The sequence below is a fragment of the Pseudomonas sp. ZT5P21 genome (assembly GCF_054897785.1).
The window spans coordinates 2995229-3014751 of record NZ_CM142705.1 but is presented as its reverse complement, the minus strand read 5'-3'; the positions used below and the strand labels follow the sequence as shown (position 1 = coordinate 3014751).

General features: G+C 55.6%; 18 protein-coding genes and 1 pseudogene. 9 read left to right on the top strand and 10 right to left on the bottom strand.

What is annotated here, in order from left to right; translation table 11 throughout:
* The first annotated feature begins 12 nt into the window (after window positions 1-12).
* From ACYZT9_RS14170 to ACYZT9_RS14160, 3 genes are read left to right on the top strand one after another with little or no spacing between them, the layout of a single operon-like run.
* Window positions 13-2547, top strand: coding sequence for an efflux RND transporter permease subunit (locus ACYZT9_RS14170; RefSeq protein ID WP_462006064.1), 2535 nt, complete (start codon window positions 13-15; stop codon window positions 2545-2547).
* A gap of 7 nt (window positions 2548-2554) precedes the next feature.
* The gene (locus ACYZT9_RS14165; protein WP_462006063.1) at window positions 2555-4333 is read left to right on the top strand and encodes an acyl-CoA dehydrogenase C-terminal domain-containing protein; all 1779 of its coding nucleotides are present in this window, start codon (window positions 2555-2557) and stop codon (window positions 4331-4333) included.
* Between the two features lie 60 nt (window positions 4334-4393).
* Window positions 4394-6025, top strand: coding sequence for a fatty acid--CoA ligase (locus ACYZT9_RS14160; RefSeq protein WP_462006062.1), 1632 nt, complete (start codon window positions 4394-4396; stop codon window positions 6023-6025).
* Window positions 6026-6055: 30 nt separating this feature from the next.
* On the opposite strand, the gene ACYZT9_RS14155 is transcribed toward ACYZT9_RS14160, so the two are convergent.
* Together ACYZT9_RS14155 and ACYZT9_RS14150 are read right to left on the bottom strand one after the other, a co-directional pair.
* A complete protein-coding gene (locus ACYZT9_RS14155; protein WP_462006061.1) occupies window positions 6056-6964 on the bottom strand; it encodes a DUF2950 domain-containing protein in 909 nt (302 codons plus the stop codon).
* Between the two features lie 26 nt (window positions 6965-6990).
* On the bottom strand, window positions 6991-8436 hold the full coding sequence (locus ACYZT9_RS14150) for a DUF3300 domain-containing protein (RefSeq protein ID WP_462010224.1): 1446 nt from the start codon (window positions 8434-8436) through the stop codon (window positions 6991-6993).
* A 207-nt stretch (window positions 8437-8643) separates the two neighbouring features.
* Between ACYZT9_RS14150 and ACYZT9_RS14145 the strand changes: the two genes are divergently transcribed.
* Complete coding sequence (locus ACYZT9_RS14145; RefSeq protein WP_462006060.1) at window positions 8644-9144, top strand: cupin domain-containing protein; 501 nt, start codon at window positions 8644-8646, stop codon at window positions 9142-9144.
* Window positions 9145-9684: 540 nt separating this feature from the next.
* On the opposite strand, the gene ACYZT9_RS14140 is transcribed toward ACYZT9_RS14145, so the two are convergent.
* A complete protein-coding gene (locus ACYZT9_RS14140) occupies window positions 9685-9966 on the bottom strand; it encodes a helix-turn-helix domain-containing protein (RefSeq protein WP_462006059.1) in 282 nt (93 codons plus the stop codon).
* Window positions 9967-10056: 90 nt separating this feature from the next.
* Between ACYZT9_RS14140 and ACYZT9_RS14135 the strand changes: the two genes are divergently transcribed.
* The 4 genes from ACYZT9_RS14135 (at window position 10057) to ACYZT9_RS14120 (ending at window position 12006) form a co-directional block, all read left to right on the top strand.
* A complete protein-coding gene (locus tag ACYZT9_RS14135; protein ID WP_218473541.1) occupies window positions 10057-10491 on the top strand; it encodes a hypothetical protein in 435 nt (144 codons plus the stop codon).
* 67 nt (window positions 10492-10558) lie between these two features.
* Window positions 10559-11281 carry a DUF6088 family protein gene (locus ACYZT9_RS14130; RefSeq protein WP_462006058.1) on the top strand — a complete coding sequence of 241 codons (723 nt, stop codon included), beginning with the start codon at window positions 10559-10561 and terminating at the stop codon, window positions 11279-11281.
* Complete coding sequence (locus ACYZT9_RS14125) at window positions 11223-11453, top strand: BPSL0761 family protein (protein WP_462006057.1); 231 nt, start codon at window positions 11223-11225, stop codon at window positions 11451-11453. The genes ACYZT9_RS14130 and ACYZT9_RS14125 overlap by 59 nt, the downstream gene beginning before the upstream one ends.
* Window positions 11454-11460: 7 nt before the next feature.
* Window positions 11461-12006: an antitoxin Xre/MbcA/ParS toxin-binding domain-containing protein gene (locus ACYZT9_RS14120; protein ID WP_462006056.1), complete on the top strand. Its 546-nt coding sequence runs from the start codon at window positions 11461-11463 to the stop codon at window positions 12004-12006.
* 164 nt (window positions 12007-12170) lie between these two features.
* Here the strand turns inward: ACYZT9_RS14120 and ACYZT9_RS14115 are convergent.
* The 6 genes and pseudogenes from ACYZT9_RS14115 to ACYZT9_RS14090 form a co-directional block, all read right to left on the bottom strand.
* Window positions 12171-12455, bottom strand: a pseudogene (locus ACYZT9_RS14115) (inositol monophosphatase family protein); the annotation flags it as partial.
* A 32-nt stretch (window positions 12456-12487) separates the two neighbouring features.
* Entirely contained in the window at window positions 12488-14035 is a 1548-nt protein-coding gene (gene tnpC, locus ACYZT9_RS14110) for an IS66 family transposase (RefSeq protein WP_462006055.1), read from the bottom strand.
* Window positions 14036-14096: 61 nt separating this feature from the next.
* On the bottom strand, window positions 14097-14432 hold the full coding sequence (tnpB, locus tag ACYZT9_RS14105) for an IS66 family insertion sequence element accessory protein TnpB (RefSeq protein ID WP_462006054.1): 336 nt from the start codon (window positions 14430-14432) through the stop codon (window positions 14097-14099).
* Window positions 14429-14752 (bottom strand): IS66-like element accessory protein TnpA, encoded by a 324-nt coding sequence (tnpA, locus tag ACYZT9_RS14100; protein ID WP_462006053.1) that lies wholly within the window; start codon window positions 14750-14752, stop codon window positions 14429-14431. Before tnpA ends, tnpB begins: the two co-directional genes overlap by 4 nt.
* Before the next feature lie 19 nt (window positions 14753-14771).
* On the bottom strand, window positions 14772-15389 hold the full coding sequence (locus ACYZT9_RS14095; protein WP_462006052.1) for an inositol monophosphatase family protein: 618 nt from the start codon (window positions 15387-15389) through the stop codon (window positions 14772-14774).
* Between the two features lie 282 nt (window positions 15390-15671).
* On the bottom strand, window positions 15672-15824 hold the full coding sequence (locus ACYZT9_RS14090) for a hypothetical protein (protein ID WP_462006051.1): 153 nt from the start codon (window positions 15822-15824) through the stop codon (window positions 15672-15674).
* A 191-nt stretch (window positions 15825-16015) separates the two neighbouring features.
* Between ACYZT9_RS14090 and ACYZT9_RS14085 the strand changes: the two genes are divergently transcribed.
* On the top strand, window positions 16016-18955 hold the full coding sequence (locus ACYZT9_RS14085) for a DEAD/DEAH box helicase (protein WP_462006050.1): 2940 nt from the start codon (window positions 16016-16018) through the stop codon (window positions 18953-18955).
* 124 nt (window positions 18956-19079) lie between these two features.
* On the opposite strand, the gene ACYZT9_RS14080 is transcribed toward ACYZT9_RS14085, so the two are convergent.
* Window positions 19080-19346 carry a hypothetical protein gene (locus tag ACYZT9_RS14080; protein WP_046027269.1) on the bottom strand — a complete coding sequence of 89 codons (267 nt, stop codon included), beginning with the start codon at window positions 19344-19346 and terminating at the stop codon, window positions 19080-19082.
* Window positions 19347-19523: the final 177 nt, after the last annotated feature.

The window sequence follows — 19523 nt, the reverse complement described above, 5'->3', positions numbered from 1 at the left end:
GAGTACCCAGACATGGGCCATACCAAACAAGAAACCATGCCGGTAATCCGCGATCTGCGGGACTTTGATCGCCAATCCGGCAACGTGCTGGAACGGCTGGTGTTCAACTACCGCCCGCTGTTCATGCTGCTGATGGCGCTGGCCACCGTCGTGTTGGGCTACATGGCCGCGACACGCCTTGAACTGCGCCCAAGCTTCGAAAAAATGATTCCGCAGAGTCAGCCGTACATCAAGAATTTCCTGGAAAATCGCCAGTCGCTGCGCGGTCTGGGCAACTCGGTGCGGGTAGTGGTGGAGAACACCCAGGGCGATATCTTCGACCCCGGTTACCTCGACGTGCTTAAGCAGGTCAATGACCGCCTGTTCCTCACTGAAGGCGTCGACCGTGCGTGGATGAAGTCGCTGTGGAGCCCGGCGGTACGCTGGACCGAAGTCACCGAGGAAGGTTTTCAGGGCGGCCCGGTGATGCCCGATACCTACCAGGGCAAGCCTGAACAAATCGAGCAATTGCGCCAGAACATCTCGCGCGCCGGCATCGTAGGCAGCCTGGTGGCCAGCGACTTCAAGTCGAGCATGCTGATCGTGCCGCTGCTGGACAAGGCCACGGTCAGTGGCAAGCGCATCGACTACCACGCCTTTTCGCAGGTGCTCGAAGAGCAATTGCGCGACAAGATCGAATTCGCCGGCGACAGCGCCGCACGCAAGGCCGGGGAGGAGGGCAAGGGCCCATACAAGGTCCGGGTGATCGGGTTCGCCAAACTGATGGGCGACCTGATTGACGGCTTGATCCAGGTGATGATGTTCTTCGGCCTGGCGGTGGTCACGTCCTTGGTCATCATTTACGCCTACACCCGCTGTGTGCGCAGCACCTTGCTGGTGGTCGGCTGCTCGCTGATCGCAGTGGTCTGGCAGCTCGGCATCGTCGCCTGGCTGGGTTATGCCATCGACCCGTATTCGGTGCTGGTGCCGTTCCTGATCTTCGCCATCGGCGTGTCCCACGCGGCGCAGAAAATGAACGGGATCATGCAGGACATCGCCCGCGGGACCCACAGGCTGGTCGCCGCCCGCTACACCTTTCGCCGTCTGTTCATTGCCGGTGTCACCGCTTTATTGGCCGATGCCGTCGGGTTCGCGGTGCTGATGCTGATCGACATTCCGGTGATCCGCGACCTCGCCATAACCGCAAGTATCGGCGTGGCAGTGTTGATTTTTACCTCGCTGTTGCTGATGCCGGTCGCGCTGTCTTACGTCGGCGTCGGCGCCAAGGCGGCCGAACGCGCACTGAAAATCGACACTCGTGCGGACCGGCACAAGGGTTTCGGCAGACTGTGGGACGCACTCGACCGTTTCACCACGGCCAAATGGGCCACAGTCGCCCTGCTGGTTGCATTACTGATGGGCATCGGCGGCTTCATGGTCAGCCTGCACTTGAAAATCGGCGACCTGGAAAGCGGTGCACCGGAGTTGCGTGCCGATTCGCGCTACAACCGTGACAATGCCTACATCACCAGCCATTACGCGCTATCCAGCGACTTGTTCGCAGTGATGATCAAGACCGCCCCCGAAGGCTGCCTGAACTACAAGACGCTGATTCTCGCCGACCGCCTGGCCTGGGAACTGCAACAGTATCCGGGCGTGCAAGCGACGGCTTCGCTGGTCAACGCGGTGCGCCAGATCACGGCCGGGTCTTATGAGGGCAATCCCAAGCTCAACAGCATCCAGCGCAACCAGGACGTGCTGAACTATGCCGCGCAACAGGCTTCGGTCAATTCCCCGGAGTTGTTCAACACCGATTGCTCGCTGATGCCGGTGATTACTTTCCTCAAGGATCACAAGGCCGAAACCCTGGATGCGGTGGTGGGCATCGCCGAGCGATTCGCTCGTGAGAACAACAGCGACGAGCGCCAGTTTCTGCTGGCGGCCGGGTCGGCGGGGATCGAGGCAGCCACCAACATTGTGGTACGCGATGCCAATCGCACCATGCTGTTTTATGTCTATGCAGCGGTGACGGTGTTCTGCCTGATCACGTTCCGCAGTTGGCGCGCCACCTTGGTGGCCCTGTTGCCACTGGTCCTGACTTCGATCCTCTGCGAGGCATTGATGGTCGCCATGGGCATCGGCGTGAAAGTGGCGACCCTGCCGGTCATCGCACTGGGAGTGGGGATCGGCGTCGATTACGCGTTGTACCTGCTCAGTGTGCAATTGCATTACCAGCGCCAGGGGCTGCCGTTGACTCAGGCCTACCGCAACGCCGTGGCGTTCACCGGCCGGGTCGTGGGGCTGGTGGGCATCACTTTGGCGGCGGGCGTGGTGTGCTGGGTCTGGTCGCCGATCAAGTTCCAGGCCGACATGGGCATCCTGCTGACCTTCATGTTCCTGTGGAACATGCTGGGCGCGCTGATTTTGATTCCGGCCCTTTCTTACTTCTTGCTGCGCGGGGCGTCGCTGGAGTCTCGCTCCGTTGCGCAAACCCCGGTGGCGCAAACCGATGAAACCGACACCTCCCAACGCCAGGGCGTCCCTCACACTCTGACCCTTTCCGAGTAAGCCAACTATGTCTGTTTACAACGCTCCTTTGCGCGACATGCGCTTTGTACTCAACGAAGTTTTCGAGGTGTCACGGCTGTGGTCGGCATTGCCTGGCCTGGCCGACGTGATCGATGAGGAAACAGCTGCAGCGATCCTGGAGGAAGCCGGCAAGATCAGCGCCGGGGTCATTGCGCCACTGAACCGCAGCAGCGACGAACAGGGTTGCACCTGGAACAACGGCGTGGTTGAGGCACCGCACGGATTTGCCTCGGCCTACCAGGCGTTCGCCGAAGGCGGCTGGGTCGGCGTCGGCGGGGATCCACAGTTCGGTGGCATGGGCATGCCCAAGGTTATTTCGGCGCAGGTCGAGGAAATGGTCAACGGCTCCAGCTTGTCGTTCGGCCTGTACCCGATGCTGACCGCCGGCGCGTGCCTGTCGATCAACGCACACGCCAGCAAGGAGCTAAAGGAACGCTACCTGCCTAACATGTACGCCGGCATCTGGACCGGTTCGATGTGCCTGACCGAAGCGCATGCCGGTACTGATCTGGGACTGATCCGCACCCGGGCCGAGCCCCAGGCTGACGGTAGCTACAAGATCAGCGGCAGCAAGATTTTTATCACCGGCGGCGAACATGACCTGACTGAAAACATCATTCATCTGGTGTTGGCACGGTTGCCGGGCGCCCCAGCCGGTCCGAAGGGCATTTCACTGTTCCTGGTGCCCAAGGTGCTGGTTAACGCTGATGGCTCGCTAGGGGCGCGCAACACGCTGTCCTGCGGTTCCATCGAGCACAAGATGGGTATCAAGGCGTCCGCCACCTGCGTGATGAACTTCGACGGGGCCACCGGCTGGATCGTCGATGCGCCGAACAAGGGCCTTGCGGCCATGTTCACGATGATGAATTACGAACGCCTGGGCGTAGGCATTCAGGGACTGGCATTGGGCGAGCGTTCGTATCAGAACGCAGTGGCCTACGCTCGAGACCGTCTGCAAAGCCGTTCGGCGTTGGGGCCACAAGACAAAAACAGATCCGCCGATCCGATCATCGTCCACCCCGATGTGCGACGCATGCTGTTAACCATGAAGGCCTTGAACGAAGGCGGCCGGGCGTTCTCCAGTTACGTCGCGCTGCAACTGGATACGGCCAAATACAGCGCAGACCCGGCAACCCGCAGCCGCGCGCAGGAGTTGGTGTCGCTGCTGACGCCAGTTGCCAAGGCGTTTCTCACCGACATGGGCCTGGAAACCACGGTGCATGGCCAGCAGGTGTTGGGTGGTCACGGCTACATTCGTGAGTGGGGTCAGGAGCAACTGGTGCGCGATGTGCGCATCACGCAAATCTACGAAGGCACCAATGGCATCCAGTCTCTGGACCTGGCCGGGCGCAAGATCGTCGGCAGCGGCGGGGCGCTTTACCGCCTGTTCGCCGCGCAAATCCGTCACTTCACTGCCAACGCCAGCGTTGACCTTGGTGAGTTCACCAAACCGCTGAATGCCGCCGTGGATACCCTCGACGAGCTGACCGCCTGGCTGCTGGACCGCGCTGCGAACAACCCGCAGGAAATCGGCGCGGCGTCGGTCGAGTACCTGCAGGTATTCGGCTACACCGCGTATGCCTACATGTGGGCACTCATGGCCAAAGCAGCGCTTGGCAAGCAGGCCGAGGATGATTTCTACGTCAGCAAACTGGGCACTGCACGCTTTTACTTTGCCCGTCTGTTGCCACGGATTCATTCATTGAGTGCGGCGGCCAGAGCTGGCAGCGAGTGCCTGTTCGAGCTGGATGCAACGCAGTTCTGAGCGCCAGATTCCGCGATTCGCGGAACTGAGCCACCGTTATGAAAGAATCGGGAACAAACCATGATGGCGACAAAAATAATTCCGCCTGCCGAAGACGCCTATGCCTATCCCTTGCTGATCAAGCGCCTGCTGCTATCCGGCGTGCGCTACGAGCCGGGCAGGGAAATCGTGTATGCCGACAAGTTGCGCTACAGCTACCAGACCCTCAACCAGCGCATCCGCAAACTGGCCAACGCGTTGACCGCTGCCGGCGTCAAGGCCGGGGATACCGTGGCACTGCTGGACTGGGACAGTCATCGCTACCTGGAGTGTTTCTTCGCCGTGCCGATGATCGGCGCGGTGTTGCACACCGTAAACATTCGTCTCTCTACGGAGCAGGTGCTTTACACCATGAACCATGCCGAGGATGACCTGGTCCTGGTGCATGACGATTTCCTGCCGCTGCTGGAACAGATTCGGGGGCAACTTACAACGGTCAAAGGCTACCTGCAACTCACCGATGACACGGCAACTGCAACAGCGCTGCCGGTGCTGGGAGAATATGAGCAACTGCTTTCGCAGGCCCCGGACCATTACGATTTCCCCGACTTCGATGAAAACTCGGTGGCGACCCTGTTCTACACCACTGGCACGACTGGAGCACCGAAAGGGGTGTACTTCACCCATCGCCAATTGGTCCTGCATACCTTGAATGCTGCGGCAACGCTGGGCGCTTCGCTGTTGCGTTCCGATGACGTCTACATGCCGATCACGCCGATGTTTCACGTACATGCCTGGGGCGTGCCCTATGTCGCCACGCTGATGGGCGTAAAACAGGTGTACCCCGGTCGATACGAGCCCAATAGCCTGGTCAGGCTTTATCGGGACGAGAACATCAGTTTCTCGCACTGCGTACCGACCATTCTGCAGATGATCCTGAACTGCGAAGAAGCCGCGAACGTTCGTTTTGACGGTTGGAAAATGCTGCTGGGCGGCAGCGCACTGACCTTGGGTATCGCCAGTGAAGCGAGCGCCAAAGGAATTCAAGTGCACAGCGGTTACGGCATGTCGGAAACCTGCCCGCTGTTGTGCCTGACGTATTTGCGCAGCGATGAGCTGCAAAAATCCATGCAAGACCAGTTACCCACCCGGATCAAGACGGGAACCCCGGTGCCGATGGTCGACCTGAAAATCGTCGACGGCAACGGCAACGACGTTGCCCATGACGGTGAGTCGCTCGGCGAAGTCGTCGTGCGCGCACCCTGGCTGACCCAAGGCTATCTGCAGGAACCCGAGAAGGGCGCAGAGCTTTGGCAGGACGGCTGGCTACACACCGGCGACATGGCTTCAATCGACCCGCTGGGTGGCGTGGAAATCAAGGATCGGATCAAGGACGTGATCAAGACGGGAGGGGAGTGGATCAGCTCTCTGGACCTCGAAAACCTGATCAGCGAACACGCGTCTGTTCAATCGGTCGCGGTCGTAGGTATCGCCGATGAGCAGTGGGGTGAACGGCCCATGGCGCTAGTGGTCTGCAATACAGGTCACTATCTGGATCGAAAAATCCTGGAAGCGCACCTGCAAGCGTATGTCGAGCGTGGACGAATTAACAAATGGGCAATCCCCAAACAGTTCAAATTCGTTGCCGAGATCCCGAAGACCAGCGTCGGTAAAATCAACAAGAAACTCATCCGCGAGGGCGAATTGAGCTGAAGGGCGCGATAGGTCTGCGATCATTGCCCGTCAAGACCCAGGTAGGTTTCCCTGCTCTGGGTCAACGTCCACCGCCTTCCAACTGTCGTCCGGATCAAAGCGTTTGACCGATTTGGCCCATTTTTCAACCTCGGGACCCAAGTCTTTCTCGAACACCTGGCCTTCATGGCTGATCATGAAACTCATCACGCCTGTGTCAGCGTATTTTGCCGGCCAAGCGATCAGCGCAAAGCCTCGGCTCATCTTGTCACCGATGAGGTAGCTGTAAGCGCCGCCGGGTGCTGAAGGGCCTTGACCTTCGAGGATGCGGAAGTGGTAGCCATGCCAGTCTTCGCCGGCAATTGTTTGACCGAACAAAGGCCCCAACGGACTGATCTGACCACTGTCGTCGTCCGCCCAATAAAGTCCATCGTGCTTACCTTCGGCACTGAAGATTTTCTGCGCATATTCAAGTGCACCGTCACCGTCACGATCCTCTGACGCGTAGTCCATCTGGGCATCGTGATAGGTCAACGCCGCTTGCACTGCAGCGAGTTCATTGCGGCCAATGCGTCGGGCGCGGATTTCCGCGCTACCGGCCTTTATGTCGAAACGCCAACCGTTTTCGACTTTGATCAGGGGTATCGGCAAAGTCCAGTTGTCATGTCCAACCGACAGGAGCGCCTTACTTTCGCTGGCTTTTTCAATGTGGTGCTGATCGCGGTACTGCTTCAAAAACGCATCCACATCGCTGCGTTCAACGCCTTTGCGGGGGATGTACGTGGGCCATTCCTTACCCAGCAATTCGGTCAGGCGTGCCTGATCGGCATGTTCCGTACCCAATGCTTCGACAAACGCTTCAGCGGCCTTTTCCGGTGTCGAAAATGATTGCTGCGCCGCAGCGATGCAAGACCATGCCACCCCGAGGGCGAACGCTCCGATATGGGGGAGCACGCCCATGAGTGACTTCACTCGAGGATTGTATTTCAACGGCGGCCCCCCCTTGAACGTGCTGGTGGGCTGGACGGCCGACTGATCTGATGACCGGCTGCCCGCGAAGCACTGGGCCTCTGGGCAGAAACCTGGCTGGCCCGGCCACGATTGGCTTGAGCGCTGGACTGTGATGGCGAGCGCGCACCCGCGAATGCATTATTGCGGGCACTGCCGGCGGACGGTCGTTGCTGCGCTGTTTGGCGCGCCTGCGAGTCGCCCCGGTCGCGTTGGTTCACCTGAGCACTCTGTCTACCGGATGGCTGATTCTCCCGAGTGTTTCTGGCAGTGCCCTGGCCTCTGTCAGTTGCTCCAGGCCTGTTTCCGGCTTGCATTCGATTGCCTGCGGAATTCCCGTTCTGTGCCGCACGCGCACGATCGCGGGCTTCGCGATTAGTGGTGGCAGGTCGTTCGATACCGGCTCTGTCCATGGAACTACGGGCTTTCTCACGGGCCTGGGCTCGCTGTGCATTGTCCCCTCGATAGGCATCGCGCCGACTGGCACCGTCGAGTTGTCGGCCGAATTGTTCGCGGCTCCGATTGTCTCGATAAGGAACGCCATCGCGATGAGCGGCGTTGTGCTGCCACTTGTTATTGGTGATTTGGTTGTTGCGATTGATGTTGTTATACCGGTCGACGTCGATGTCGATGTCGTTGTTGCCCCAGTCGCAATCACCCCACAACGAGCCGATGATCGCCACGCCGGTACCAAACGCCAGCCCGGCCAACAATGCCTGACCGGGGTAATAAGCTGGCGGCGGCGGATAGTAGACAGGCGGCGAGGCAGGGTAGGCCCAAGTGCCGTAGGTGGTTGTCGGGTTGTAAGTGGGTACGTACACCACTTGCGGATCGGAGGGTTGAATGATGATGGTGGAGGTGCTGGCAGGGGCCTGGGCTGTGGGCGCGGGGGCAGGGGCCGCCTGAACCGTCACGTTCTGATATTGGTTGCTCTGCAGGTTGCCTGCCGCTTGCGCCTGATGACGCAAGCGTTGCACGCCACCCATGACATCGTCGGGTTGCGCCAGGAAAGCATCGCCCAGACGCTGTACCCAAACGGGATCTTGTCCCAGCGTTGCCAGCACTTGCGGGAATGCGACCAGCGCCTGCACGCTTGGATCCCAAGGCTGATTCGCTACTTGTTTGACCGCATCATCGCCTTTGGCGTCAGGGTGAGCTTTGGACCACTTTACCGCCTCGACGATTTCCCCGGGGTATGTGGTCGCCATCAATACCTGTGCAAGCAGTGGATCGGGGTAGAGCGCTATGGGAGCCAGCATTTGGTCCAGCTGCTCCTGAGTAAATACGGCATCTTTGACCGGTGCCGTGACAGGCGCTGCATCGGCAGCGTTTGCGGCCGCATCCAATTGTTGCGCCAGAATCAGGCAAGAAGATCCACTGAGAAACAGTACAGCTGTCACTGCATAAAATATTGGGATGCGCATCGTGCCCCCGATGTGGTCAGGTAGGCTTGGAATAAGTTGTTCAACATCAGGAGGTGAACCAGACAACCTCGATGATTCTCGATAAGGGTAGCAAAGGTTTATTTTTTGCCACGAATTCAGTGGAGCGAATTTCCGAGTGGTCAATTGCCAACTCTACTAAAAGGCTATCGAGCGTAGCTATTTGCCATCATCGTCTTGGAGCTACAAATGCACCCACAAAGTGAAGCCATAGTGACCGCGCTTGACCTGGAACCTCATATTGAAGGTGGCTACTACCGAAGAACGTATCAGGCGGATCAGCAACCTCTGGTGGAGACGGCGGGTGGTTCGCGTTACTCAATGACATCCATCTATTACCTGTTGACCGCAGAATCTCCGGTCGGCCGGTTTCACCTGAACCGATCCGACATCGTGCATTACTACCATTTGGGTGATGCCATTCAGTACAGCCTGATGTTTCCGGACGGCACATTGAAAACTGTCGTGATGGGCAGCAACGTCATGGCCGGCGAAATGCTGCAGCTACATGTACCGGGCGGCGTCTGGAAAGCTTCGCAGCTTGTGCACGGTTCAGCAGGGTTTGGCTTGATCAGTGAAGCAGTATCGCCGGGGTTTGATTTTGCAGATATGGAGATGGGCGCCAGGCAAAAGCTAAGCGAGGCATTTCCCGAACATCTGGAGTTGATTCAACAACTGACATCAGGATGAGGACCGAGAGGAAAATCAGCTACGCAAAAGCCGCGTACAACCGGGCTGATTTTGCAACACATTGTTACGTGTAATGTATATTATGTTAAACGACAGGTCATGTCATAGATGTTCATGAGGCTCGTACTTGTGACTCCATGAATTTGAAACTTTTCCATCAGAAATGCCGGTAACGCTCCCCTTATGAAAGGTAAATTTGAAACTGTCGTGCAAAGAAATCTGCAAATCTGAAACTTTCGCAGTTTGTACGAGCCGCAGCACTCGGCTCAGAACGTGCGAAACTTGATCCCGCAGCACCCTTACGAACGTTGTATGAGTTGATGCGGCCTCGGCTGAATGCGTGCAACGCGACTGGCTGTTGGTCCGGCGCATTTCAGCTTTACGCTTGCATCCGCAAAATCCAGATTATCGAGGCAATGCGTCTTTCGTTGCGATGAGTCGCTTAACACCTCCTAGCTTCCCATCGCGAACAAATTGACCTTTTCTTTTTCTTGCTTCACCAAAATCAGGTGAGCCACTGAGCCTATGATCAATGGCTTTTCAAAAGTCGATGGCTTCCAGATCCTTTCGTACTTGAGCTAGAAACGCTTTGAGATCCGTGATGTTTTCCTTTCGCATATAGCACGCCGTTACCAGGCTGACGGGATGAACTCCCAAAACGCTGCACAACTCCTCGAGCTTTACAAGCGTCGGGCTGGTCCCTCCACGCTCAAGCAAACTGACATTTGTGCGGCTGCTTACCAACGAAAAATGCTCCTGAGTCAGGCCTTTCCGAAGGCGAGCCTGTCGGAGCGTCGCCCCAAATGCTTCTTTCAGTTCCATTTTGCTTCTCACAAAAGGAACGATAAGGCGACATTGCGCAATATATGACTACAACATATATTGTTCATTCGAGATGCTGAGGTACCAGCGATGAACACGGATCATGAAGGGCCGACTATTATTTCCAGCCTTTTCAATGCTGATTTTCTGGGGCGTCCGTTCATGCGGCAGACGGTAATGATCCCTTGGTTTTACCTTGAAGCACACGTTCGATATGGTAAGGAATTCGTTGGGGAAATGCTCATGGTGTCCTCATTTGAGGCTTTGAAAGACATTCTCAAGGTCCAACATGAGTCATTTCGGGTGCGATCCATTCAGTACGTCACCCCTGGTTTCGTAAATGAAACCGGTCATTGGAAAATGGAGCCGCTCCTTGAGGCAAGTGAGGCGATTAATCCACAGGGGGAACGGGTTCCGCTGTTCAAGGTTTCTGATCGCACCTACACGCACTTGGGGGTGAACACCGAGGTGAACCTAAAAAGCGTTAGGGTTCTATTCCCAGCAGTCAAAAAAAAGCGCGACTGACATCGACCATAAGGCTGCTATGCCTAAATAGTCGCAGCACCGCCTCAAACGTCAAGACTGGTGTGTCATGTCTGTTACCGCCAATATCGTCAAACGCCTCAAGTACACCCCGAAAGCGCAGCCTTTTAGTATCAATCGCTTTGCTAATTTAGGTTCGCAAGGGGCTGTGGCCAAAGCCTTATCTCGCCTTGCTGCATCAGGTGAGCTGGAGCGACTGAGTCGGGGTATTTACATGCGACCAAAGTTGAGTCAGTTCACTGGTTATGTGCGACCAAGTACTAAGTCAGTCCTCCGAGCAATCGCTAGACATAATCGTGAAATTATTCAGGTACATGGTGCTGAGGCTGTCCGGTATTTCGGATTGAGCACTCAGATGCAGATCAGGCCTGTTTATTATACGAGTGGTGCTAGCCGCGAGTTGACAGTTGGGGCGAAGCGCATACGCTTGCTCCACGTTGTCCCCAAAAAACTGCAGCATGCTGGCACGATCGTCGGATTAGCGCTTTGCGCCCTCCTCTACTTAGGCAAAAAAGGCGTGAGTGACACGGTCATAGCGACTATCAAAGCTAAAATGGCACCGAGTGAATTCAAGCAACTCGCGGACTGTGAGATTCCTATCTGGATGCAGGTCGCACTCCGTCATGCTATTTCATGGCCATCGCAGCAGGCTGTAGCCAAGCGTTCCCATTTGCCACAGATAGAGCGCACATCCATCTTTATGGAGATGAATAATGACAATGCCAGAGGAACGTTCCCGCGCGGTGGTGCAGACCCGCGAGTTTCTAGTTGAGCTAAGCCGTGATGACTCCCTACCAGATCGAGTTAGGCGTGACGCTAAGTTTTTGTTACGACACTTTCCATCTCGTGATGACGTGGCCTTGGCAGGACGAATAGAGGAACATAGCAACACTTTGCCTTTCGGAGCTTCGGGGCCCGTATTCAGCTCTACAATTGCGCGATGATTTTTTGGTGACGGTTCGCCGCCCCTTTCCCGGAAGGCTCCATCCAGGTTTCCCGCTGCTCATCCATACTGAAACAATGAATACCCCAACGACCGCTCGGCGTCAGCTAAACAAGAAAGGCGAATTACGTGAGGCCGCTATCGCCGCATTCTTGGATTTCAGCGCCAATCGCGTTTTACTGGAGGACTCAGAGCGATTGCTCCAGATCAAAGCGGGGTTTTCCGCTGAGCTTTACCAGATGGTTTGCTTAGCTTTTGACCTCCAGGGGCATAGCTTAGAAATACTCCTTAATGCGTCAATCTCCACTCTCAAGCGACGTAGCCGTGAGCAGAAGTCCCTCAACTCCGTCGCTTCAGAACGGCTAGATCGTGTTGCCGTGGTCTATCATTTGGCTGAACAGGTGTTCCAAAACAGAAATATGGCCGCATGCTGGATGTCGAAACCAAACAAAGCCCTCGGTGGAGGTATACCAGTCCTGCTCTGTGGCTCTGAGATTGGAGGCAAGCAGGTTCGTCGGGTACTTCAAGCGCTGGAATGGGGAGGTCCTGCCTAGATTCAAAATTCGGAGCGTACGCGTTCCGCTAATCGACGCCTGGGTTTTAGTAAATCTCATTCGAGATGTCTTCGGCCGGACGCCTGCGGACAGCGTACAGTTGATCGACCATGTAAAAGCGTTGCCAGGTGCTCGAAAAAGGTGGGCAGCGATTTGGTTGGGGATTAAGTGAAAATAAGGTCCCACTCACGAGCCTGCAAGACCCGGCACGCGGCCACTGAACCACCGAAGCAGCGTTGTGACACCGTTTTCATATTGGCTTCGGTAACGTAGGTAATCACTTCGCCTCGCTCATCAAATAAAACGCCGCCCGCTCCTATCAAGAGTGCGTGGCCCGCGACAACGTCATGTGCTGAAACCGGATAAAGAGAGACGCCACAGACCCCCTCCCCGGCGGCGACTTTGGCGAGCCTGTAGGCAATGGATGGCATTGCTACAAAAGTGCTGGGTCGTATGCGTCCGCGCATCCCATCTTGCGTGATTAAACCGGCTGCCACTTATGCGGAAGTAACTGCTCGATTTCACTCGCCCGCTGTGTCGGCAGGCGCGTGAGGACATCCTTTAGATAGGCGTACGGGTCATGACCATTCAGCCGCGCAGACTGGATCAAGCTCATGATCGCCGCAGCCCGTTTTCCGCTGCGTAGCGATCCGGCGAAGAGCCAGTTCTTGCGCCCAAGAGCCCATGGTCGGATCTGGTTCTCCGCCCAATTGTTATCAATGGGTACGGCCCCGTCATTGAGGTAGCGCGACAGCGCTGCCCAGCGTTTAAGGCTGTAATCGAGTGCTCTGCTGATGGCCGAACCTTCGGGCACAAGATCACGCTGGGCGATCATCCAGGCATGCAGCATATCCATCACGGGCACGGCTTTTTCTTGCCGTATTCGACGCCGTAAATCCGGCTCCAGGTCTCTTACTTCGGCCTCGATTTCGTACAGCAACTGGATGTAACGCAGGGCCTGCTCGGCGAGCTGGCTCTTGTTTGTAGCGTGCAGTTCGAAGAACTTGCGTCGGGCATGGGCCATGCAGCCGATCTCGGTCACGCCGAGTTCGAAGCTGGCCTTGTAACCGCCAAAATCGTCGCAGACCAACTTACCTTTCCAGCCTTGCAAGAAGTTGCGAGCATGCTCACCGGCGCGGCTGGGGCTGAAGTCGTAGACGACTGCGGCTGTTTCACAGAACTGGCTGGTGGCATATGCCCAAACATAGGAACGGTGGGTTTTCTTCGAGCCCGGAGCGAGCATCTGCACGGGTGTTTCATCCGCGTGCACGACCTGCTGCCCGACCACTACGTCACGCAGGGCATCGACCAAAGGCTGCAACTGCACGCCCGTAACCCCCACCCATTGAGCCAAAGTCGAGCGTGGAATCGCCAAACCGGCACGGCCAAAAATCGATTCCTGACGGTAAAGCGGAAGATGGTCAGCGAACTTCGCGATCATGACGTGGGCCAGCAACCCTGCAGTCGGGATGCCTTTGTCGATGACCTGCGCCGGTACTGGTGCCTGGATCAGCGTTTCGCAGTCATCGCAAACCCATTTGCCACGAACGTGGCGTTCAACGGTAAACACGCCCGGCGTGTAGTCCAGCTTTTCGCTGACATCTTCACCGATGCGCTTGAGTGCACAGCCGCATGGGCAGTGGGTGTTGTCCGGTTCGTGATGAATCAACGTGCGTGGGAATTCTGCCGGCAATGCAGTGCGCTTGGGTTTTTGCTTTTTCTCGGTCGCCGCTGGGGCTATTTGCAAGGCCTGAAGCTCGGCCTCAATCGCCGCAATATCGGTATCGATCAGGTCATCAAGCAGGCTGGCCTGCTCAGGATTCATCTGCTCGCTGCGCTTGGCAAACTTCAAACGCTTGAGCTGTGCAATCTCGTGGGTCAGCTTCTCGATCACCGTTTGATCGCGGTTGATCTTCTTGCCCATTGTTTCGACCGTCTTGCCCATGGTCTCGACCTGCGACAGCAACTGCGCAGCGAATGCACGTAGTTGGTCGGGAGTCATTTGATCGAGATTGGGCGAGGAAGTCATGCCGTGGATTTTACCAAAGCAGGCCACTTGCGACAGCAAGCCAAGACGCTAATTACAGTTTCTAAAGCAGCGTGATTGCACCGCCAGCGCCAACACGTTGCCAAGGTAGACCGAGCACCAAGGCCTGAAGTTGTTCGGTATGCAACTGCATTTCGCTGCCTTGTCGAATGCCTGGCCAATGAAACTTGCCTTGGTTCAAGCGACGTGCAGCCAGCCAAACGCCAATCCCATCGTGCACCAGCACTTTCATGCGAGTCGCGCGGCGATTGGCAAACAGATAAGCACAGTGCGGCTTCGCCGCACCGAAGACCGCAATCACCCTGGCCAGCGCAGTTTCAGTGCCGGCACGCATATCCATGGGTTCGGTGGCGAGCCAGATGGCGTCGATGCGGATCATCGCAACAGGTCTCGAAGGAAAGCGGCGCAGGCAGCAGCACTATCGGTTGGCCAGTTCACTTTGACAGTGCCGCGCGGATGCAGAATCTCAACGCTGATATTCGATGAAGATACGTGCGCCGTTGTTTGCATAGGCAATGGGATGAATGCAGGTTGAAGCGCCGTGCTTTTCTGCGCTTGCACCCGAATCCATTTGTGGACGAGGTTTGCGTTGAGGCGATGGCTGAGGGCGATGCTGGCAATCGAAGCGCCGGGCTGGGCACACTCTTGAATGACCTGGGCCTTAAAGGATTTGGAATAGGAACGGCGTGTTGGCTGCATGACATACCCGCTTGAAAGGCTAGAACTGGTGCCCACTTAAATTTAAGTGCACACCATGTCCTGGCGTTGCGGGGTTGGGTAGATGACTTGGCCGGACGCATACGCTGGGTCGGCAGAGCTCGCTGTTAAGTTCAGGCTTATTGATTGCGGCGGCACTGACCATCACGAACTCGTCGCTCGACAGCGTTTTGGTCGTAAGCCGTGACGTGACCGACTGCCCATTGCGGTTCACCTCGGCCATCCCTTCTGCCCAAGCGATGCAATCAGGCGTTCCCTCAACGGTGACGGGGGCATACACAACACCTAATACCGGCGACTGTTTGTGCAATAGACCGATGGAAAGGGATGAGCCTTTGAGCCCCCTGAGAAAATCTGCGGTCCCGTCGTTCGGGTCAACTACCCAGCACCACGGATGGCCGGTCAGACTATGTCCGGTCTCTTCTCCCCAGAAGTCGCAAGGAAGCAGCTTCAGTAGATGCTGATGTAAGAACTGTTCGATTTCTTCGTCTACGGCGGCCTTGTCACCTTGACCCCGAGGGCCATCAACTCTCGCCCACTCGGCAATTAGTAGTTGCCCGGCACGAAAAACGACCTCAAGGGTCTGACTGAGCAGTTTTTCAAGGTTGGGGGTTCGCACGGAATGGGACGCCCTATGGTTGGATGAGGTAATACAGTGGTCTGGACTATAAGGCGACGCGAATTGCCCCTTAGTCGTCTAATAAACTGTCAGCCAAACTGGAAACATCGCCTTTCAAAATCTGATTAATCTTCTCCCTCTCTCCGCAGGATTCGATGGACTTCGCACTCAATCTACGCCCGCAATGACTGTTGATGGTTGATAAACCTACGCGCTGTGAAGGGATTTCGCTGCCATTAAGACGCTGTCCGTTTTGGGTTAAGGATTGACGAGTCAGGTTTTTCAATCTGTACGCCCTGTTGCTTCGACCTGTACTAGCAGAAAAGCCGCTTTTCCTTTCTGGGTGATGACGAACGTCTGCCCCTGCGCAACCAGCACCAGCACCAGCACCAGCATACGGCGGCGATCTTGGCTTTTGCTGTAAGTGGTGCGCACGGCCGATCCCCTAACCAGATTTTAGACAGAGTAGCCTGTTATTCCATTCTGCTACCTCAGCGCACCGACGGCACCACCCAACAGATGAGGGTGGGCACAGCGCTCGCCAGCCAGCCAAAAAGATCGCCAAATGGCGTGATATCATATTGCCCCTCAGGAACCCGCTTTCCCACCGCATTAGGTAAACCGCCATGGACGAGGCTGTAGAAAATCATCTGGAAGTATTCCAAAGCTGGCAAGACCATCTTTTCAATTTCAACTTGGCTGTTCCGTCGACCGGAACGCCAGGGATGCGCAAACCTCAAGTGGCCGCATTGTATGCAACCCTTGGGCATCTCGTGGTTGACCCCTCCTCCACAGCAACCGTCGTGATGCCGACCGGTACCGGTAAGACGGACACAATGCTTGCCCTGATCATCGCGGGGCGCCTGGCTAGAACCCTCATATTGGTACCGTCGGATGCGCTCAGAACTCAGCTTGCCAATAAGTGTATGGATCTGAAGAAACTGCGAGAGATTGGCGCGGTATCAACGGTCGCGCTAAATCCTGTCGTCAGGGCCATCGGCTCTGGGATGTCAACGGAAGAAGTCCTACTGCTTGCCGATGCAAACATCATTGTTGCTACCCCCCAAGCTCTGCAGCGGTTTAATGAGGGCGCGATCCAAGCGTTAGCCGGAATTTGCAGCCACTTGGTCATCGACGAGGCTCACCACGTCGCCGCGCTTACTTGGAATAGGGTCAAGACCGCGTTCAAGGGCAAGCCGTGCATCCAATTTACAGCGACTCCGTTCCGTGAGGACACCCAGGTTTTGGAGGGGAGAATTATCTACAATTACCCACTCAAGGATGCTCAGAACGACGGCTATTTCAAAGCCATCGAGTTCCACCCTGTCAGGGAATACAACCTGGATCTTGCCGACCAAGCTATTGCGGACAAAGCTGTAGAGCTATTGAGGACCGACATCGAGGCAGGCTACGACCACCTTATGATGGTGCGGACGAAATCGCAAAAGCGTGCAGAAGCGCTGTATAAAATCTACAAGCAGTACGGTGACCTGTCGCCCATCCTGATACACAGCAAAGTACCGAACCAAGCCAAAGTCCTCAGCGAGATCGTCCAGAAGAAATACCGAATCATCGTGTGCGTGGACATGTTGGGCGAAGGCTTCGATCTGCCTGAGCTTAAAATTGCCGCGATCCATGACCAGCATCGAAGCCCTGCTGTCACTCTTCAGTTTATTGGTAGGTTGACCAGGGTTGATGATTCACTGGGTGACGCCAAATTCGTCGCCAATATCGCCAACCAAAAGACCGACCACCAAATGGCTGCGCTCTATAAAGAGAGTGCTGACTGGGGATCCATCATTCGGGATGTCAGCCACGAGAAGGTCAATCGCGAGATTGAAAAAGAGGCTTTTACCGACCAATTTTCTGATGACGATGACGCAGAAGAAATCTTTGGACTTAATCCTAATCCGAAGATCAGCGCAGTTGCTTATCATGTCAACCTCGAACAGTGGACGCCGGAACGGGCGCGCAACATCACTCACCGAAGGGAGAAACTCCAATACTTCTCGGTGAGTGAAGAATCGGACACCATCATTTTGGTGACTCGCCGAGAGACGACAGTTGGGTGGGCGCTGACAGAGGAAATCGTCGACACCAACTGGATTTTGTACCTGGCGTACTACAACACTGCAGATAAGACCCTATTCATCCACTCCTCGGGCGATGACTCGCAAGCGACGCGCTTTCTGAACCTCATTGCCAAAGATGCACGGCGCATTAGTGGCGAACCTACGTTCCGCACGCTTCACGATATCAAGCTCATGAAGCTGCAGAATGTGGGCCTGTCCCGGGCTCGAAAGGATCTCAGGTTCACCATGCATGTGGGTCGTGATATCAATTCTGTTATCGATGAGATCGAAAAGGGCAACGCCAAAAAGTCGAACATCTTTGCCACCGGTTTTGAGCTGGGGAAGCGGACGACGGTCGGATGCTCGCACAAGGGCAAGATCTGGGAGATGAATTCGTCGCCGATCAATTATTGGATTGAGTGGTGTAAACACATATCGAAAAAGCTCAACGACGACACGATCAATTCCGGTGACGTGCTGAATAACGTGATGCGTGCGGAAAAAATCGAGGGGAGCTGGCCCGGCGGATTATTTTTCGCCGACTGGCCAGAGTCCATCGCGATTGAGAACGAGCAGAAAATTGCACTGTATTTCGAAGGAGAGGTATTCAACCTTCTTGATGTGCAACTGGGTAAACCCACGCGCGAAGACGAGTTGACCCTGAGCATTCCCGTGTACACCTCCGAGGTCGACGGTAGTGAGCGGCTGATTACTTCAATCGCGATTAAGCTACTGAAAGATACGTACAAGACCTCCTGCCCAGGGATGAAAATCATTTTCTCTGAAGAAAAGCAGCTAGAAGATTATCTGGATGACAACGCGCTCGTGCTGCTGGGTGTGGACGGCTCGATGGTCGAAGGGAACTACCGTTACTATTCGCCCAACAGTCTGGACGTCAAGCTACCCGTAGCGCTGCTTCAAGCGTGGGACTGGGGCACGACGAAGATCCACCAAGAGTCGATGGGTGCTGAAAAGAACCGGGACACTGTGCAAGGTTTCACCTACGGCAAAATCGCAGATGATTACGCTATCGTCTTCAACGACGACGGCAAGGGTGAAATCGCAGATCTCGTGGCGATTCGCGAAAATAAAGGTGTCATTTACATCGACCTCTACCACTGTAAGTACTGCTCTCAGACCAAGGGAGTAGCAGCACCCGGTGCCCGAGTGGATGATGTTTATGAGGTGTGCGGCCAGGCATCGAGATCTGTGAAGTGGCTGTATACAGGTGAGAAGTTTTTCGACCGGTTGATGGATCGCTATCAGAAATCGCTCAGTGGAAATTTCGATCGAATCCTCAAGGGCACCCCCCAGCAGCTTGAGATACTGCGCAACAAGTGCCACGATCACGAGCTGGTATTCAAGTTTGTAATTGTCCAGCCAGCCATCTCGGCGAAAAAGATTTCCGAAGCGCAGCTTGCAGTGCTTGGAACGAGTTACTCCTACATCAAAAGCATCTCGGGTTCGGACGTCAAAGTCATCGTCAGCCCGTAAGATCGGGCCAATCAACGTGCGATGTCGTGAGACTCAAGGACAGTGATGTCACGGCTCGATCGGCATTCCCCGCGGTGCAGCCAGGACGATGATAACCTCGTCCTAAGACGGCCATCTTCGTCGGTTAGGCCGAAGCAAGACATTCGTCGATCAACTCGATGATCTCTCCAGGCTCCATATCGATATCAAAGTCAGATGGTTTACGTTCACTTCCGAAGGAAAGTTGGCCTTTTTCTAGGTGGAAGAGGTCGCTACCTAATCGGATCGTCTCTGTCGATCGAAGGAGCAGAAGAACTCTCAATTTCATGAGGTCTTCGACACTCAAGGAAAACGGCAGCCATTTTCCATAATGGGTATACAGATTGAGAGATGGAATTTGTTTTGCACTCATCTTGGCTCACCTTAAAACTGCCCTGATAGCACCTAATGCCCTACCCGGGTCACGAACGGCTGAAATTCAAATGGGGGTTAGGAATAGGATACGGGTCATTGAAAAATTGACGTAGCAGCTTGTGAGTATCGTCGTAGCACACGACTTAATTCAAGAACACCTGGCTCGGTTAACCAC

Bases quoted from the DNA above. Each gene is read 5' to 3' on its own strand.
- ACYZT9_RS14170 (WP_462006064.1), top strand. From the start codon at position 13: ATGGGCCATACCAAACAAGAAACCATGCCGGTAATCCGCGATCTGCGG.
- ACYZT9_RS14165 (WP_462006063.1), top strand. From the start codon at position 2,555: ATGTCTGTTTACAACGCTCCTTTGCGCGACATGCGCTTTGTACTCAAC.
- ACYZT9_RS14160 (WP_462006062.1), top strand. From the start codon at position 4,394: ATGATGGCGACAAAAATAATTCCGCCTGCCGAAGACGCCTATGCCTAT.
- ACYZT9_RS14155 (WP_462006061.1), bottom strand. From the start codon at position 6,964: ATGGGCGTGCTCCCCCATATCGGAGCGTTCGCCCTCGGGGTGGCATGG.
- ACYZT9_RS14150 (WP_462010224.1), bottom strand. From the start codon at position 8,436: ATGCGCATCCCAATATTTTATGCAGTGACAGCTGTACTGTTTCTCAGT.
- ACYZT9_RS14145 (WP_462006060.1), top strand. From the start codon at position 8,644: ATGCACCCACAAAGTGAAGCCATAGTGACCGCGCTTGACCTGGAACCT.
- ACYZT9_RS14140 (WP_462006059.1), bottom strand. From the start codon at position 9,966: ATGGAACTGAAAGAAGCATTTGGGGCGACGCTCCGACAGGCTCGCCTT.
- ACYZT9_RS14135 (WP_218473541.1), top strand. From the start codon at position 10,057: ATGAACACGGATCATGAAGGGCCGACTATTATTTCCAGCCTTTTCAAT.
- ACYZT9_RS14130 (WP_462006058.1), top strand. From the start codon at position 10,559: ATGTCTGTTACCGCCAATATCGTCAAACGCCTCAAGTACACCCCGAAA.
- ACYZT9_RS14125 (WP_462006057.1), top strand. From the start codon at position 11,223: ATGACAATGCCAGAGGAACGTTCCCGCGCGGTGGTGCAGACCCGCGAG.
- tnpC (WP_462006055.1), bottom strand. From the start codon at position 14,035: ATGACTTCCTCGCCCAATCTCGATCAAATGACTCCCGACCAACTACGT.
- tnpB (WP_462006054.1), bottom strand. From the start codon at position 14,432: ATGATCCGCATCGACGCCATCTGGCTCGCCACCGAACCCATGGATATG.
- tnpA (WP_462006053.1), bottom strand. From the start codon at position 14,752: ATGCAGCCAACACGCCGTTCCTATTCCAAATCCTTTAAGGCCCAGGTC.
- ACYZT9_RS14085 (WP_462006050.1), top strand. From the start codon at position 16,016: ATGGACGAGGCTGTAGAAAATCATCTGGAAGTATTCCAAAGCTGGCAA.
- ACYZT9_RS14080 (WP_046027269.1), bottom strand. From the start codon at position 19,346: ATGAGTGCAAAACAAATTCCATCTCTCAATCTGTATACCCATTATGGA.